Below are 14,706 nucleotides of genomic sequence, written 5' to 3' on the forward strand. Positions count from 1 at the left end.
GCGCGTCGAACAGCCCGACCGCGGAGGATAGGATGAGCCGGCCGGATTACGCGAGGTAGAGCCGCGCGGGCCGCCAAGGCGGGCTGGCGAACCGGGCGGAGATGTCGGTGAAATGCACGGGAGTCCGCACCAGGTGGGTCGCGCCATTGCAACACGGTTTACGCAGGCGGTAGGCGACGCGACCCTCGGGCAGCAGCGAGATGCGCTCCAGACTGAAGGGCGGTCGCGCGCCGTAGCGGCACAGTCGTTCGAGGCCGGCGCGATCCCCCGCGCGGATCGTGACGCCGGCATGGATGTGAAACCCCGCCACCTCGCCGGCCCACTCTTGCCCCGGGGGCGGAAGCGTTCGTCGTCGTCCGGCTCTGAGAGGGGGACGCCCTCTTCGTCGAGGTGCAGAAAGGTGCCGCCGAAGAGCGACAGTTACGAGCTGCGCCGCGGTCCCGCACATCCGCCGGGCTGAGCACGAGGGGCGCTGGGTGAGAAGCTCACGGGGAGCGCAAGGATGATCCGGAGCGTGCTCGTCCTCGACAAGAAGGTTGCCGCCAGAGCGCTGCTCGCCCTGCTCCCGCCGGGCTGACGCCCCGCTCCCGCCGGGCCGACGCCCGGCGGCGCCACGGCACGCTCCAGCGCAGCGCGTCCTCGATCTGCGCGGCGCTTGCGTGCAGGCAGCGCCTTCAGCGCGGCATCCTGGAGGGGCGCGCCTCCGCGCTTGGAGGTCAGGGCCTCCAGGCCACAGCCTCCGCACCGGCGCCTGGAGCATTCTAGCAACAGTGCTGGCGTGCTCCCATTCCGGCGCTCGCTCGACGAGCGCCCCCTCAAGATCGCGGAAATCCGCGCCCACCGCACCGGCACGCAGCGTGCTCAGGAGGAAGGACAGCCAGTCGAACAATCAATCCCCGACCGGAGAGAACCCATCATGAAATCGACCGCATCCATCCTCGGCAGCCTCGTTGTCCCCTTCGCCCTCGTCGGTTGCCTCTCGGACTCCGAACCTCACGATGAGGGGCTCATGGACGTCGAGGAGGCCGCCGCCTTCCCCGAGGCGGCCCGCGCCCCGGCGGAGGCGCAGCCGTCCGAAGGCATCGGCGCGCAGAACACCGCGCCGGCCGCGGACGCCCTCGCCCAGCAGACGCTGAGCCCCGTCGGGAAGTCTGGCGCAGAGATCGCGGTCAGCTCCGGCGGCGCGCAGTCCCTCGTCCTCCTCCAGCTCCCGATCGTCAACCTGCTTTATAACCCCGGCTTCGAGAACGCGCAGGCCGGCATCCCGTCGGGCTTCATCGATCATGGCAACGCCAACGCCTCATGGTTCGCCGGCTGGGGCACCGCGGCGGACTCCTGGCCTGCCACGAGCAATGACCTGAACTACGGCGCCATCGCGACATGGCTCAAGACCGACGTCGTGCACACGCCCAACAGGCGCAGCCTCCTCGTGTCCGCGACGACGACCAACGGCGGCATCGCCCAGCAGTACTGGACAGCCGCCAGCCCGCCGCCGAACAACGCTTACCTGCGGTTCAGCGTCTGGGTCTATACCGTGACCGGTCAAGTGACGATCGGGCTCGGCAGCGGCGGGACGGGTTATACCACCAGGACCTCGACCCAGACCGGACAGTGGGAGTACCTCCAGACCTGCGGCACGTCGTTCAACAACGAGGTCCATATCTACACGATCGGCGGGCCGGCCGTGTACTACGTGGACGACGCGAACGTGTCGGCGACGCCTTCGCGCCTCCTCGACCAGTATTGCACGCCCGGCGCCGTCGTCTTCTGATCCACGCCTCCGCCGCTCGGCTCGCGATCCCGAGCAAGCCGGCGTCAAGACATCCGCTCGCGCGTGAGCGGGCCGGCTCGTGGAAAACCTGAGCTCCACGCCGCGCTGCTGCTGCATCGCTCAGTCGCTGCAGCACGGCGCCCCGCCGGGGGCGCCGCAGGTCGCCGGATCGTCGCTGCACGGCAGCCCCCAGGCCTCGGTGGCGCCGAGGACGACCTCCACCTGCGCCGCGTGCTTCGTCGAGCCGTCGTCGTTGCGCGCCTCGGCCGCGAGGATCACGTGGGTCCCCTCCTTGAGCACTTCGGCCGGAGCCCACTGCCCTCCGGGGAGGAACGCAATGAGCCCGAACGCGCGCGGGAACTCCCCGGGGCTGAGCTCGATCATCCCCTCCTGCGGCACGCCCGACGGGAAGAGGTCCCCGGTTGCAGGGTCCTTGACGCTGTACCGCACGCGGACCCTCGCGCCGCAATCGCTGCATCCGACAGCGAACCAGAGGTGGTATCCCCCCTGGGGCCCGGCCATCACCGGGAGCGTGGCGCCATCCTCGATGCTCTCGAAGCAGCTCTCGCCGGTCCCGATCTCGAACACCGCGGGTTCGTCCGGCAGGCGGCACCCGCCGCCACCGCCTTCCCCCGTGGAGCTGCCGCCACCGCCTTCCCCTGTGGAGCCGCCAGCGCCCGATCCATTCGAGCTGCCGCCGCCGCCCTCGCCGGTCGAGGTGCTGCCGACGCTCCCCTCGCCGGTGGAACTACTCCCGCCGCTTTCGCCGGCGGAGCCGCCACCGCCCATCGAGCCCGCCTCGATGCTCGAGCTACAGTGGAGACACAGCAGCGCAAGGGTGAACACGGGAGTCGCTCGCCAGCGGGTCAATGCGCGAAGAAAAGATCTCATGGGGAGCACCTGGAACACGCGAGAGCGCTGTAAAGGGGAAAACCGGAGCGCCTCCTCCTTGAGGCGCAATGTCCCGGAGGGCCGCGGCGGACTCGACGCGAGCGTCGACCCTGGCAGCCTTGGCAGCAACCGTTCCATCGCCGCTCCGTGAAATCCGGGGGCTTTCTCGAGCGCGCTCGCCGGCGCGCTGCGCCACGTGTGCCAGGCGCAGACAGCTCTGGCAGGCCGCGGAAGCGGCCGCCCTGAGCGCTCACGAGCTGGACGAGAGGGCGGCGCCCCCCTGGCTCCGCGTACCGGTCGCCCCCTCCCGGATCCCGCGGAGCGCCGCCTCGACGTCCCGCTCGGCGCCGAGGGCGAGCCCCCGCTCCGCGAGCGCGCTCGCCGCGACCGAGTCGCTCCCGGCGAGCGCCTGCTCGGCCGCGTGCAGGTAGAACTCCACCGCGAGCCGCGACTCGCCGCCCCGCTCGAAGTGCTCGGCGAGCACCTTGGCGTCGTGCTCCCCCGCCTGCAGGAGCCACTCGGCCGCGAGCCTGTGGCCGAGCGCGCGATCGTGCTCCGGGAGCATCGCGTAGCAGCCGTCGCGGATGAGCGCGTGCCGGAACGCGTACTCCTCCTGGTCCGAGAAGCGGCTCTGCTCGCGCCGCTCGAGGAGCTCGCGCTGGAGCATCCAGGGCAGCCAGTCCACCGCGAGCGTCGAGCCGCGGGCGTCGCCGAGCAGGGCGAGCGCCCCCTGCTTCCAGAACGTCTCGCCGAAGACGCTCGCCGCCCGGAGCAGCCGCCTCGCCTCCGGGGGGATGGCCTCGAGCCTCGCCTCGACCATGCCCAGGATCGTCTCCGGCAGCCTGTCCGCGCGCCCCTCCGCGACCGCCCGGATGAGCTCCTCCAGATAGAAGGCGTTGCCGCTCGCGCGCTCGACGAGGCGCGCCACCTCCGAGGGCGGGAACCCGTCGCCGAGCATCTGCCGCACGAGCTCCTCGGCGGCGCGGCGCGGCAGCGCGCCGAGCGTCATCTCGTGGATCTCGCTGCCCTCCCAGAGGACGGGGAAGGCCTTGCGCACCTCGACGCGCGCCAGGTAGAGCACCGCGAACGGCCGGTCGCGGAGCTCCCGGAGGACCCGCGCGATGAGCTTGAGCGACGCCGCGTCGCCCCACTGGATGTCCTCGAGCACGAGCAGGTACGGCCCCCCCGCGCACGCCGCCTCCATGAAGTCGAGGTAGGCGAGCGGGATCTGGTCGGCCATCAGGGCCGGGCTCCGCCGCGCCTCCTGGAACCTCGGATCGGCCTCGCTCGGGAACGGCGTACCGACGATCTCGCCGAGGAAGGCGGCGATCCGCGTCGTCTGGCCCGGCCCGAGCGCCGGGGCGCGCGCGACGAGCGAGAGGAGCCGCTCGCGCTGCGCCGGGGCGGGCTCGCCCCCGGTGATCCCGGCCGCGCCCCGGAGCGCGGAGCCGAGGAGCGAGAACGGCGACCCGGCGCTCAGCGAGTCGCCGCGGCCGACCGCGATGGTGAGGTCGGGGTGCCGCTCCCGCAGGACCTCGATGAGCTCGAAGCGCAGGCGGGATTTGCCGATCCCGGGCGGCCCGGTGATCACGATGGCGCGCGGCTCGGGCCCGCCGAAGCTGTCTTCCAGGAGCTCGCGCAGGTTCCGGAGCTCCCTGTCGCGGCCGACGTAGGGGCTCGGCTTTCCGATGAGCGTCCGCGCCGACCGGCCGACCTCGCGCTCCTGCAGCAGGAAGAACGTGCCGGACCGCGCCGCCTCGATCTCGAAGCGCGCGTCGAGCAGCGCCCGGGTCACGTCGTCGATCCGCACGGGATCGGGCTTCTTTTCCGGGCGCGCCCACGCCTCGCGCTCGGCGAGGGCGAGCAGCGCGGCCGCGCGGTCCATGACGGGCCCGACCGGCAAGCGGCCTGTGTGCTCGGCGCGGCCGGTCGCGAGCACGACCGAGGCGTCCGGCAAGACCTGGCCGAGCGTCAGCGCGCACCGCGCCGCGCGCGCGGCCTGCTCGACCGCGTCGCCCACGCCGGTGATCGACAGCACGATCGTCCCGTCGGCGAGCGCATCCACCCGCGCCCCGAACGGCTGCGCGCTCGTGTGGAGCTTCCTCGTGAGGTCTCCCGGCATGGCGGCGACGACGAGGGTGCTGGCCGAGCCGTCGGATGCGGCCGGGTGCAGCTCCTTCGCGGCCACCATCGAGAGCAGCCGGAGCTCGCCCGTGGTGATCGCCTCGTACAGTACGGACGGCGCGGCGAGGCCGCTGCTCGGATCGCGCTCGAGGGCCTCGAGCGCCTCGAGCACGGCCGAGCCGTCGCGCGGCCGCTGCTCCGGGTCCTTCGCGAGCATGCGGGCGACGAAGTCGTCGAGCTCCTGCGGCAGGTCGGGCCGGAGGTGCCGCACGCGCGGCGGGTCTTCCATGAGGAGCTTGGCGAGGAGGGCCATGACGTGCTGGCCCTGGAACGCCGGCCTGCCGGTGAGGCACTCGAAGACCACGGCGCCGAGCGAGAAGATGTCGGCCCGCGCGTCGAGGCGGTCGCGGTCGCCGGTGGCCTGCTCCGGGGCCATGTAGCCCGGGGTCCCCATCACCGAGCCGGTCCGCGTCAGCGCGCCGATGGTGCGCTTCATCCGGGCGATGCCGAAGTCGAGCACCTTGAGGCCGGCGACCTCGCCGCCGACGAGCAGGAGGTTGCCCGGCTTGACGTCGCGGTGAACGATGCCCCGCGCGTGCGCCGCCCCGAGCGCCTCGGCGGTCGCGCGGAGCAGGGCGAGGCTCTCCTCGAGGTCGAGCTTCTGGCGGGCGAGGCGCTGCGCGAGGCTCTCGCCATCGAGCCACTCCATGGCGAGGTAGGGCACCCCGTCGGGGGTGATTCCGTGGGCCACGTGCCGGACGATCCGCGGGTGATCGAGCTCGGCGAGGATCCGGGCCTCGTGCTCGAAGCGGTGCGCGGCGCTGCGGTCGGGCTGGCCGAGGAGCTTCAGCGCGACCGGCGCCCCGGTGGCCCGGTCGACGGCGCGGTAGATCGTCCCCATCCCGCCGGAGGCCGCGACGCGCTCGATCTCGAAGCGGCTGTCGATGACCTCTCCCGGGCGCATGAGGCGGAGGATGCACCGGCGTCGAGCCGCCATCAACGGTCCGGCGGCGGGGGCGCCTCGTGTGCGCCTCGCCCCCACGCCGTGGCGTCGCGGGGAGAGGAGAGGAACCACAGGAGACCGAGATCTTCTGGTTTCTCGCTCGTCCGCGCGCCCGGTGCGTCTGCGGCTCGCTCTGCATTCTCTGAGCTCTGGAGCCACGGACGAGCCCACGGAGCCCGCGCGGCGACGAGGCTCACTCCCCGACGCGGACGCGCTTCGCCTCGCTGGGCACGCCGCGATCGTCGAGCGCGAACAGCAGGTAGTTGCCGCCCGGCGCCGCGGCGCCCGTCGACGGGGCGTGGACCTTGAGCTTGCACCTGCTGATCCTGTCGAACGACAGCTTCACGTACCGGTTGCCCCACGACCAGTTGTGCGTGACCGGATCCGTGCGAAGGATCACCACGGAGCCCGCGCTCCTGCACGGCGCGTCAAGCTCGACCTGGAAGCTCCTCCGGTAGGAGATCTCCTCGGGGGCCCGCTCGATGACCGGTCTCGAGCCCATGAACATGTAGTCCGGCTTGTAGACCTGCAGGACGGGGACGCCGAGCGTGTCGTCCTCCGGCGCCAGATCCACCCGGTTTCCGCCCATGGAGTAGACGCTGCCGTCCGGCGCGAGGAGCAAGGTCGAGTGATCGTGCCTCGGGACGGTGGTCCTCGCGACCGTCTCGATGTGACCCGAGTCGGGGTCGAAGAGCTGGTATTCAAGCGTGTTCACCCGCTCCTCGCCGTCGGGGCCGCCGCGGCCGCCGACGATGAGCACCTTGCCGTTCGGCAGGGCGACCGCGTTGTTCTGCGTGGCCGGCCGGATGAGATCGCCCTGCCGCCTCCACCTGGGGCGCCGCTCGGCGAAGTCGATCATCTCCACGGCCGCGACGTCGTCTCCGTTCCCGGCGTCGCCGCCGAAGAGCGCGATACGCTGCAAGAGAGGCTGTCCGCGATCGTCGAGCTCGAACATCGCCACGCTGGCGCCGCTCTCGTGGGCGAAGTCGGCCCTGTCGACGAGCCGCCAGTGCCGCTCGCCGGGCTCGTCGCGGCGCCGATCGGCGAGCGCCGCGCGCACGTCGAGGAGGTAGGTGTTGCCGTTGTACCGGAACGGATCGTAGTCCCGGAGGTCGTCCCCGGTCGGGAGCGGCGGCTGGACCTCGGCGACGACGGCCACCTTCCAGTCGTCCCTGTGCCGGCCCGTCTGCACGACGAAGGAGCGCGGGTACATCGGCAGGAGCTTCATCGCGTTCTCGAGCGCGACGGTCCTGTCCGTCGCGGGATCGTAGATCTCCGGGACGACCTGCCGCACCTTGGTCGCGGGCGCCTCGTCGGGCCCGACGCTGCTATCCTGATCGGAGCCGGACAGGATGAGCACCTTGCCGTCCGGGAGCGTCACGGCGGTCGGATACCAGCGCTGGTACCGCATGTCCGACCGTGCGGGAGGGTCCGTGTTCCGCTCGTCGAGCGCGTCCGGGTGGAGCTCCGGGAAGCGGAGGGCCGGGTCGACGTCGTAGGCCGCCTTCACGGGCGGGACCGTCCTGAATACCCACGTCTCGGTGAGCGGGTCGAAGATGTTGAGCTTCCGGGTCCCCTGGTTGCCCGACTTGTCGTGGCCGCCCACGACGAGCCAGCGTCCGTCCGCCAGCGTCGTGTTCCCCGCGCAGAACAGGTTGTAGCTGAGGCCGGCCGAGGAACCACGGTCGTCGAACGCGGCGGCGTTCATGTCGAAATCGGTGTCGTCGAGCTCCCGGACATCGTACTTCCCCCGGTTAGCGAACGCGTCCGGGTGCGTGATGTCGAAGACGAGGGTGTTCTCGCGCGCGATGTCGTCCTTGATGCGGCTCAGGATGCTGCGCTCCAGGGTGTCGCTGAAGCGGAACCCGCCATAGACCACGGCCCGGAACGACTCCCTGAGCTCCCCGATCGGCCCCACGGTCGGATCCGCCAGGTCGGTCCCCCTGTACTCGGACGGACGCATCCACATCAGCATCTTGGGAGAGCCCTGCGGATCCCAGAAGAAGCCGGCGTGGACAGCGTCCTTGTGCATCGGGATGAGCGGGCCAAGCGCGCGTTCCGGCCTCGGCGCGCGGGACTCGAACGATGCATCCTGGACATCCTCGAGCCCGTCTGCACCTGAGCAGCCGCTCCCGAAGCATAACAGGACACAGAGCAACGGACCTTGTTTCGTCGATTTCATCAGATCCCCCCTGAAGCGCGCGATGGACAGCCGCGCGTCGCTGTACAATGAGGAATCCTGATACGAAGAGGACGAGTTGCAACGCAAATGTGGTGTATCTGGAGGCACGCTCCGGGACAGAGGCGGTCGTCGGTGACGGGCCGCGCCTCAGCTCTTCGGGATACGCCACGTCGCGCCGGCGCGGAAGAAGAGCACGTCCGGGATGCTCTGCCCGCCTCCGGGGATGCCGTCGTCGTCGGCGTTCATCGGCTCGAAGCGACGGAACAGGCTGTGACCCGCCTGGGCGGTCAGCCACACGGTCCCGACGGCTCGCACGCCGAGGGTCACGCCCGCGGTCGCGACCGAATAGGCGATGTGATCGACGCACTGTTCAGGCCGCGCCGACCGCTCATCCTGCTCGGTCGCCGGGTCGTCCGCCGGCTGGGCGGCGCAGGGCCACGCGCCCGCGACGCGCGCGTCGCGCACCGCGTAGGCGTTCCCTGCCAGGTCCGCGCGCAGGCCGATCTCGACGCGGTCCGAGAACAGGAGCTTCGCCGTCGCGAAGCCGGGAAGGAAGGCCTCGAGGCGGAAGTACGGAGTCGGTGTCCAGTCGACGTAGGCGGCTGGCAGCGGGAGGAACGTGCCGAAGCTGAACGACGCGAGCGCTCCGCCCCCGAGGACGAGCCGCTCCGAGAGCGTGTGGGTCGCAAGCCCGAGCGCGCTGACGCGGGCGAGCCCGCCGTCGAAGCCCTCGAAGTCGCCCGCCAGCCCCGGCGCGACGCGCAGCGCGAGCGACCAGTCGCGGGGGAGGAGCTGGACGAACAGCACGGGGACATCGACGGAGTGGAAGGCCCGGAGCCGGTCGAAGCCGGGCAGGGTGTCGGCGTAGGAGACCGCCTCGACGTGGTACGCCGCCCCCGGGATCAGGAACGTCTTCTCTCCGAGGGGGATGGGCACGTTGGCGCTCACCTCGTACGACGTGACCTGCGCCCGCGTGGGGCGCGGATCCTCGAGCGCGGTGCCCGGCATGTACTGCGCGCTCAGGTCCACGAGGTCGGGGAACTGGCCCCACGCCGCGCCCGGCGCGACGACCCAGAGGAGCGCCGCGAGGGCGAGGAGCCGCGAGGTCCGCGCGCTGCGTCGGGAGGGGGCCCCTCCTCGCCTCTCCACGGAGCGCGCCGCGGCACGATCGGCGGGCCTCATCGCGCCACCCGCTCGTCGAGCCAGTCGAAGAGCCGCGCCTGGGCCAGGAGCTGGTTGCCGCCCTGGCAATGCACCTGCGACGCCGTGCTCGCGTCGAACACCATCATGTGCTTCGGGCACCTGAGCGCGCCGTAGAGGCGCTCCGACTCGCCCGGAGACGCGTCCTCGGCGCTGCCCTCCATGACCAGCGTCTCGCAGCGGATGTCGGCGACGCCGTCGCTGTTGTCGTACTTACCGAGCTCGTCGATCACCTGGTGCGGTGTCGAGACACCGTGCTTCCAGGTCACGTCGTCGAAGTACCAGCGGGCGTCGGGCAGCACGATCGACGCGGCGTCGATGGCGCGGTCGAAGGCCGCGGGCCCGCGCCTGTGCAGCTCGAGCAGACCGGGCATCGAGGCGAAGTGGCGCAGCATCGCGTCGCGCCAGCTGACGACGCCCGGATTGGCGACGAGGGCGCGCAGGCGGCGCTCGCGCGAGGCCGCTCGCGGCGCGAGGTAGCCGCCGAACGAGAGGCCCATCAGCACGAACCGGCCGGCGTCGAGCCGCTCGTCGCGCTCGGCGAAGTCGAGCACGCGGCCCACGGGGACCTCCCAGTCGGGCCGGAACGGGTGCCCGTGGAGGCGCAGCGAGGCGCCCTGGCCCGGGCCGTGGAACGAGAGGACGTGGTAGCCCCGCTGGAGCGCGCCGTCGATGACCCACATCGTATCCTCGGGCCATGCGTGGAGGCCCTGGTGCAGCACGATCGTGGGCGCGCGCGCGACCCCGGGCGCGTAGTGGACTCGTCCGTAGAGCACCCCGCTCTCGTAGGGGATGTCGACTTGCCTCGAGTCGTAGCCCCGCATGCGGAGCGCCCGCCCGTGCAGGTCGAGCCCCGCGACGGTCGCCTCGACGAGGCGAGGATCGGCGCGATCCGCATAGCGCATCAGCCCCGCCCGGTAGTACGCGCCCGCGCGGAGGAAGTGCGACGCGGCGCTCCGCGTATGGCCGCGGGCCTCCGCCTCCTCGCCGTAGCCCTGCACGCGCCTCGCGGTGGCCAGCCACTGCTCGAACCACGAGCGCTCGTCGCCCGGGCGGATGCGCGTCGCGGTGTCGAGCACCTCGCCGACGTCGGTCAGGCCCATCGACGAGAGGCCGAGCCAGAACACGACCTGCGCGTCCATCACCGGCTGGCCGATGAACTTGTAGCGGTGCCAGACGCCCGCCGCCTGGCCCTGCCCGAGCACGTCGTCGCCGTGGAACCGCGCGGACGCGACCTCCTGGTCGAGCCCACGGCGGCCCGACGCGTAGCCGAGCGCGGCCGCGCCGCCCGCGACCGCCGTGTGGGTGAGAAACCTCCGCCGATCGACCATCGGTGCACCTCCAGCGCCCGATAAAACAGATGATTGAAACATATGTTTTACTTGTTGACGCCTGCGAGCCGGGTCGTCAAGGTGCGTTTCAAACAATCGTATGAACGATCGAGACCGCCCCGCCCACGCGGACGATCCGCGCCAGAGGCTCATCGTCGCCGCGATCGAGCAGATCGAGCAGCACGGCGTCGGGCAGGCGACGGTGCGGAAGATCGCGGCCGCGGCCGGCGTGAACATCGCCGCGGTGAACTACTATTTCCGTTCGAAGGAGGCGCTTCTCGCGGCGGCGCTCGAGGGGTCGATTCGCCACATGCTCGAGGACGGCGAGGAGTTCCTCGCCCGGATGCCCGACGATCCGATGGGGGCGCTCGGCGGGCTGCTCCACTACTACCTCGAGGGCTGCCTGCGCTACCCGAACCTGAGCAGGGCCCACCTGCACGACGCGTTTCAGGTCGACGACTACAGCGGTCCTTTCCCGACGCTCTTCGCGCCCGTGATCCTGCGCCTGCGCGATCTCGTCCGGGCGGCGGTGCCCGGGCTCGATGAGCGAGCGGCCGCGCATCGCGTGGTGGCCGCGCTCTCTGCGGTCTTCTTTCCGGCGTTCTTCGCGGGGCTCTACGAGGGGCTGAGCGCGCTCGGCACGCCGGCCGACCGCCTCGTCTACGTGCGAGAGCTGGTGCGGCAGACCCTGGCGCCCGCGGAGGCGGTGGGGCCCGCGGCCCGCGGCCGGCGGCCGCAGCGCGGCTGATGAGCGGGCGGCCGCGAGCCTCCGGTGGCGAATGATGCCTTCGGGGTACCCGCGGAAGCGGAAAGGATCAAGGTTCGCTCGCGACCGGGATCGTGAAGGAGAACGTCGTCCCCACCCCGAGCGTGCTGTCGACCGAGATCTGCCCCCCGTGAGCCTCGACGATGCCCTTGACGATGTATAACCCGAGCCCCGCGCCCGCGCAGCGCGTCGCCCGCGCCTGCCAGTAGCGATCGAACAGGCGCGGCAGGTCGTCGGGCTCGATCCCCGTGCCCCTGTCGCTGACGGACAAGCGGACATGGGGGCCCTGGAGCTCCGCGCCGATCGTGATCGCGCACCCTTCAGGGGTGAACCTCAGGGCGTTGCCCGCGAGGTTCGACAGCACCTGGAGCATGCGACCACGGTCGCAGGTGAGCAGCAAGGTGCTCCCCGGCAAGAGGGCGCGGAGCCGGATCTGCTTCTGTTCGGCGATCGGCGAGAGCATCTCGATGACCTCGTTGACGAGCGAGCCCACCTCGCACGGCTGCATGTCCAGCTTCAGGCTCTTCGCCTCGATGGTCGCGGCGTCGAGGAGCTCGCGGAGCATCTCGATCGTGCGCTCCGCGGCGCGCTTGATCCGCTGCGCGCGATCGCGGATCGGCTGTCCCGCCGCGTCCGCCGCGGCGGACCGCTCGAGCAGGGACGCCGCCAGCAGGATCGACGACAGCGGGTTCCGGAGGTCGTGCGCCGCGATGGCCAGCGCCTCCTCGCGCAGCCGCCGCGCCCGCAGCTCGGCTTCATAGAGGCGCGCGCGCTCCAGGGCCTGCGCGCACTGCTGGGCGAGCGTGCTCATGAAGCTCCGGTCGTCCTCGCCGATCCGCCAGGCGTCGAGGTAGGTGACCCCAAGCACGCCGAGTGTCCGGTCGCCCAGCGTCAACGGAACGCAGATCCGGGTCTTCGCCCAATCCCCCATCGGCGCGTCGGGATAGGCAGCCAGATACGCCTCGGGCGACTCGAAGACCAGCAGCTGGCCCGTACGGATGCAGTCGGTGGCTGGTAGACGCGTGGACAGGGGGATGCGGCGGAGGCGCTCGAGGATCTCCTGTGGGTACCCGGGCGCGAGGAGGACATCGAGCATGCCATCCTCCGCGCGGAGCGCGACGTACCCTGCGTCGGCGTAGAGCGCGGCGAGCCCCAGCGTGAGGACCACCTCGGCCACCTGCGCCGGCGTCACCGCGCGCGAGAGCTCCGACGTGAACGTCTGGAGGCGCACGAGGCGCGCCTCCGCCAGCTCGATCCGGATGCGCGCGACGCGCTCGCAGGTGAGCGCCCGCTCCCGCGCCTCCTCGGTCGGCTTGGGGCGCTCGATCTCGTTCACGACCTCGACGATGTACAGCGGCGCCCCCGCGCGGTCGCGAGCGAGCGCGCGCGTGACCGCGATCCAGAGCATCGAGCCGTCCCGCCGCAGGCAGCGCTCCTCGGTGGTGGAAGAGCGGATCTCCCCATCGCCCAGCGCGTGGACTTGCCGGAGCGCTCCCGCTGCGTGCTCCGGGTGCCGGAGATCCTGGGCGCGGAGCGCCATCATCTCCTCGAGGGTGTACCCGAGCAGCTCACAGAGCTTCGGGTTCACACGGAGCAGGCGGTCATCCAAGGAGACATGGGCCATCCCCACCGCCGCCTGGTCGAAGAGCGCGCGGAACCGCTCTTCGCTCTCGGCGCTCTCGGCCTTCGCCGCGTGCGCCTCGATCAGCGCGCGCACGGCCGTCATCAGGAGCCGGCTCTCGGGCGGCCATGCACGCGAGCTGGCGCGACAGCAATTGAACGTCGCGTACGTCGGGGGCTGACCGGCGGCCGCAGGGGACTGCGTGGCATGCAGCACCGGGATGGCCGCGGTGTCCGGCGACACCTGGAGGCGGTGGCAGAGATCACACCGCTCGCCCTCCGGAAGATCGAGGCTGAGCAACACCAGATCTGGCTGTTCAAGGGCTCTTTCGAGGCCCTCCGCGATCGTCGCCGCCAGCTTGACCCGCAGCCCTGCGACCTCGAGCGTACCGCGGATCGCCTCGCGTTGTGCATCACGTTGATCCACGATCAGGACGGTGGGTACCTGCATTCTGTTCGCGATCTTCCTGGGGAGGGGAGAGAATTGAATAGTTCCATCCCTCACGACTGCCCCCTTGTGGGACCCTACGGGGTACAATCCATGCAGGTCCACAGAAGAGGGCGAGCGCAACCGCGCGCTCGAACGACGGGGGCTGGCTCATGGTAGCGTGGTTGGAATCAGCGCTCGAGGCGGGACGTCTCTACCGCTCGATCGGCGCCCTTGAGGCGGGCCAGCTGCGTCCTCATGTGCTTCGGGCCTGGGTGCGCTCGCATGAGGGAGGAGCCAACCCGAACCGTCCTCGCGCCGACGGCCTGAGCTCGCTCGATACCGAACGCCTGCGCGAGCGGCACCGAGGGCTCCTTCACGCTGCCGAGCCTTACCTCTGCGCGCTCAGCCGAGCCTCGGGCGGCGAGCGCCACGCGGTCGTTCTGGGAGACGCGCGAGCGATTGTCCTGGATGTCCGCGGTGACGAGCAGAGCGTCCACGGTCTCGATCGCGTGCCCGGCCCCGGTGCGCTGCTCGAGGAGAGCACCTCGGGCGCGAACGGCGTCGGCACCGCGCTCGCCGAAGGCGGCTATACCGAGCTCGTGGGTCCGGAGCATTTCATTCAAGAATTCCAAGATCATACGTGCCATGGAATCCCGCTCCGGGACGGAGGGGCCGTGTCCGGCGTGCTCAGCGTCTCGGTCAGGAGGCCGGAGGTCGGCAGGCGGCTCCACGAGATCATGCTCTGCGCCGCGCACGGCATCGAGATGGATCTTCTGGCCGGGCGGCTGGAGCGGGACATGGAGCGTGTGCTCGCCGCGCGGGACGTGCCCACGGAGGAGCTGCAGCGGCTGCTCCAGGACGTCTTCCAGGTGCAGGCAGCGGCGCGCCTCAGGATCGAGATCGCCGCGGAGCATCTCGCCACGAACCTGTTCGCCCAGACGCGCGATCTGCTCCAGCTCGCGGCCACCCTGGTGCGCCGTTTCCGGCGCCGCGCTGCGCTGTGGCGAGCGCTCGCGCTGGACGAGCCCTTCGCGCCGCGCCCGGTCGTGCTCGACGCGCTGGTGCGAGACATCGCGGAGCTGCTCGAAGTCGAGTCGGCAGTCTGCGACGTCACGACCACGTTCGAGGAGGTCGAGCCCGTCGTGGTCGAGGCCGCCCCTCACACCCTCACGCGCGCGCTCTTTCGCGTCTTGCTGGGCGCCATCAAGGCGGCTCGCGGCGGCGGCGTATACATCGCTCTCCGGTCGATGCCGGCGGGCGGAGAGCTGCGCCTCACGCTCGCGCCCGGCCCGGGAGTTGCCATGAGCGCGCCGCCCCCGGTCCGGATCCTGGTGCCGGCCCGCGTGGAAGCTCCGAACCGCGGGGCGTGCGATCTCACGGAAGGGTAG

The 14,706-nt window shown here is 71.3% G+C and carries 11 protein-coding genes; 3 read left to right on the plus strand and 8 right to left on the minus strand.

The genetic code is table 11. The features are described from left to right. Positions 1 to 46 precede the first annotated feature (46 nt). Positions 47 to 310 (minus strand): transposase, encoded by a 264-nt coding sequence (locus WMF36_RS35185; protein WP_437575185.1) that lies wholly within the window; start codon positions 308 to 310, stop codon positions 47 to 49. Between the two features lie 606 nt (positions 311 to 916). On the opposite strand from WMF36_RS35185, the gene WMF36_RS35190 reads away from it, so the two are divergent. After that, positions 917 to 1,771, plus strand: a complete 855-nt coding sequence (locus WMF36_RS35190; RefSeq protein WP_437575186.1) for a hypothetical protein — start codon at positions 917 to 919, stop codon at positions 1,769 to 1,771. A gap of 120 nt (positions 1,772 to 1,891) precedes the next feature. Here WMF36_RS35190 and WMF36_RS35195 read toward each other — a convergent pair whose 3' ends face one another. The 5 genes from WMF36_RS35195 to WMF36_RS35215 all read right to left on the minus strand — a co-directional run bounded on the left by WMF36_RS35195 (position 1,892) and on the right by WMF36_RS35215 (position 10,502). Further along, complete coding sequence (locus tag WMF36_RS35195) at positions 1,892 to 2,617, minus strand: hypothetical protein (protein WP_437575187.1); 726 nt, start codon at positions 2,615 to 2,617, stop codon at positions 1,892 to 1,894. Positions 2,618 to 2,912: 295 nt separating this feature from the next. Then, positions 2,913 to 5,750, minus strand: a complete 2,838-nt coding sequence (locus WMF36_RS35200; protein WP_437575188.1) for a serine/threonine-protein kinase — start codon at positions 5,748 to 5,750, stop codon at positions 2,913 to 2,915. Between the two features lie 232 nt (positions 5,751 to 5,982). Further along, positions 5,983 to 7,821, minus strand: a complete 1,839-nt coding sequence (locus tag WMF36_RS35205) for a galactose oxidase-like domain-containing protein (protein ID WP_437575189.1) — start codon at positions 7,819 to 7,821, stop codon at positions 5,983 to 5,985. A gap of 297 nt (positions 7,822 to 8,118) precedes the next feature. Then, complete coding sequence (locus tag WMF36_RS35210; RefSeq protein ID WP_437575190.1) at positions 8,119 to 9,153, minus strand: DUF6268 family outer membrane beta-barrel protein; 1,035 nt, start codon at positions 9,151 to 9,153, stop codon at positions 8,119 to 8,121. Beyond that, entirely contained in the window at positions 9,150 to 10,502 is a 1,353-nt protein-coding gene (locus WMF36_RS35215) for an alpha/beta hydrolase family protein (RefSeq protein ID WP_437575191.1), read from the minus strand. The genes WMF36_RS35210 and WMF36_RS35215 overlap by 4 nt, the downstream gene beginning before the upstream one ends. A 100-nt stretch (positions 10,503 to 10,602) precedes the next feature. On the opposite strand from WMF36_RS35215, the gene WMF36_RS35220 reads away from it, so the two are divergent. Further along, complete coding sequence (locus WMF36_RS35220; protein ID WP_437575192.1) at positions 10,603 to 11,250, plus strand: TetR/AcrR family transcriptional regulator; 648 nt, start codon at positions 10,603 to 10,605, stop codon at positions 11,248 to 11,250. Between the two features lie 67 nt (positions 11,251 to 11,317). Here the strand turns inward: WMF36_RS35220 and WMF36_RS35225 are convergent, their stop codons facing one another. Together WMF36_RS35225 and WMF36_RS35230 are read right to left on the minus strand one after the other, a co-directional pair. Next, on the minus strand, positions 11,318 to 13,339 hold the full coding sequence (locus WMF36_RS35225) for an ATP-binding protein (RefSeq protein WP_437575193.1): 2,022 nt from the start codon (positions 13,337 to 13,339) through the stop codon (positions 11,318 to 11,320). Positions 13,340 to 13,506: 167 nt separating this feature from the next. Beyond that, positions 13,507 to 13,941, minus strand: a complete 435-nt coding sequence (locus WMF36_RS35230) for a hypothetical protein (RefSeq protein WP_437575194.1) — start codon at positions 13,939 to 13,941, stop codon at positions 13,507 to 13,509. Between the two features lie 51 nt (positions 13,942 to 13,992). Here WMF36_RS35230 and WMF36_RS35235 point away from each other — a divergent pair, with 51 nt between their 5' ends. Continuing rightward, entirely contained in the window at positions 13,993 to 14,706 is a 714-nt protein-coding gene (locus tag WMF36_RS35235; protein WP_437575195.1) for a hypothetical protein, read from the plus strand.

Source organism: Sorangium sp. So ce887 (assembly GCF_051521455.1).
Taxonomy (GTDB): Bacteria; Myxococcota_A; Polyangia; order Polyangiales; family Polyangiaceae; genus Sorangium.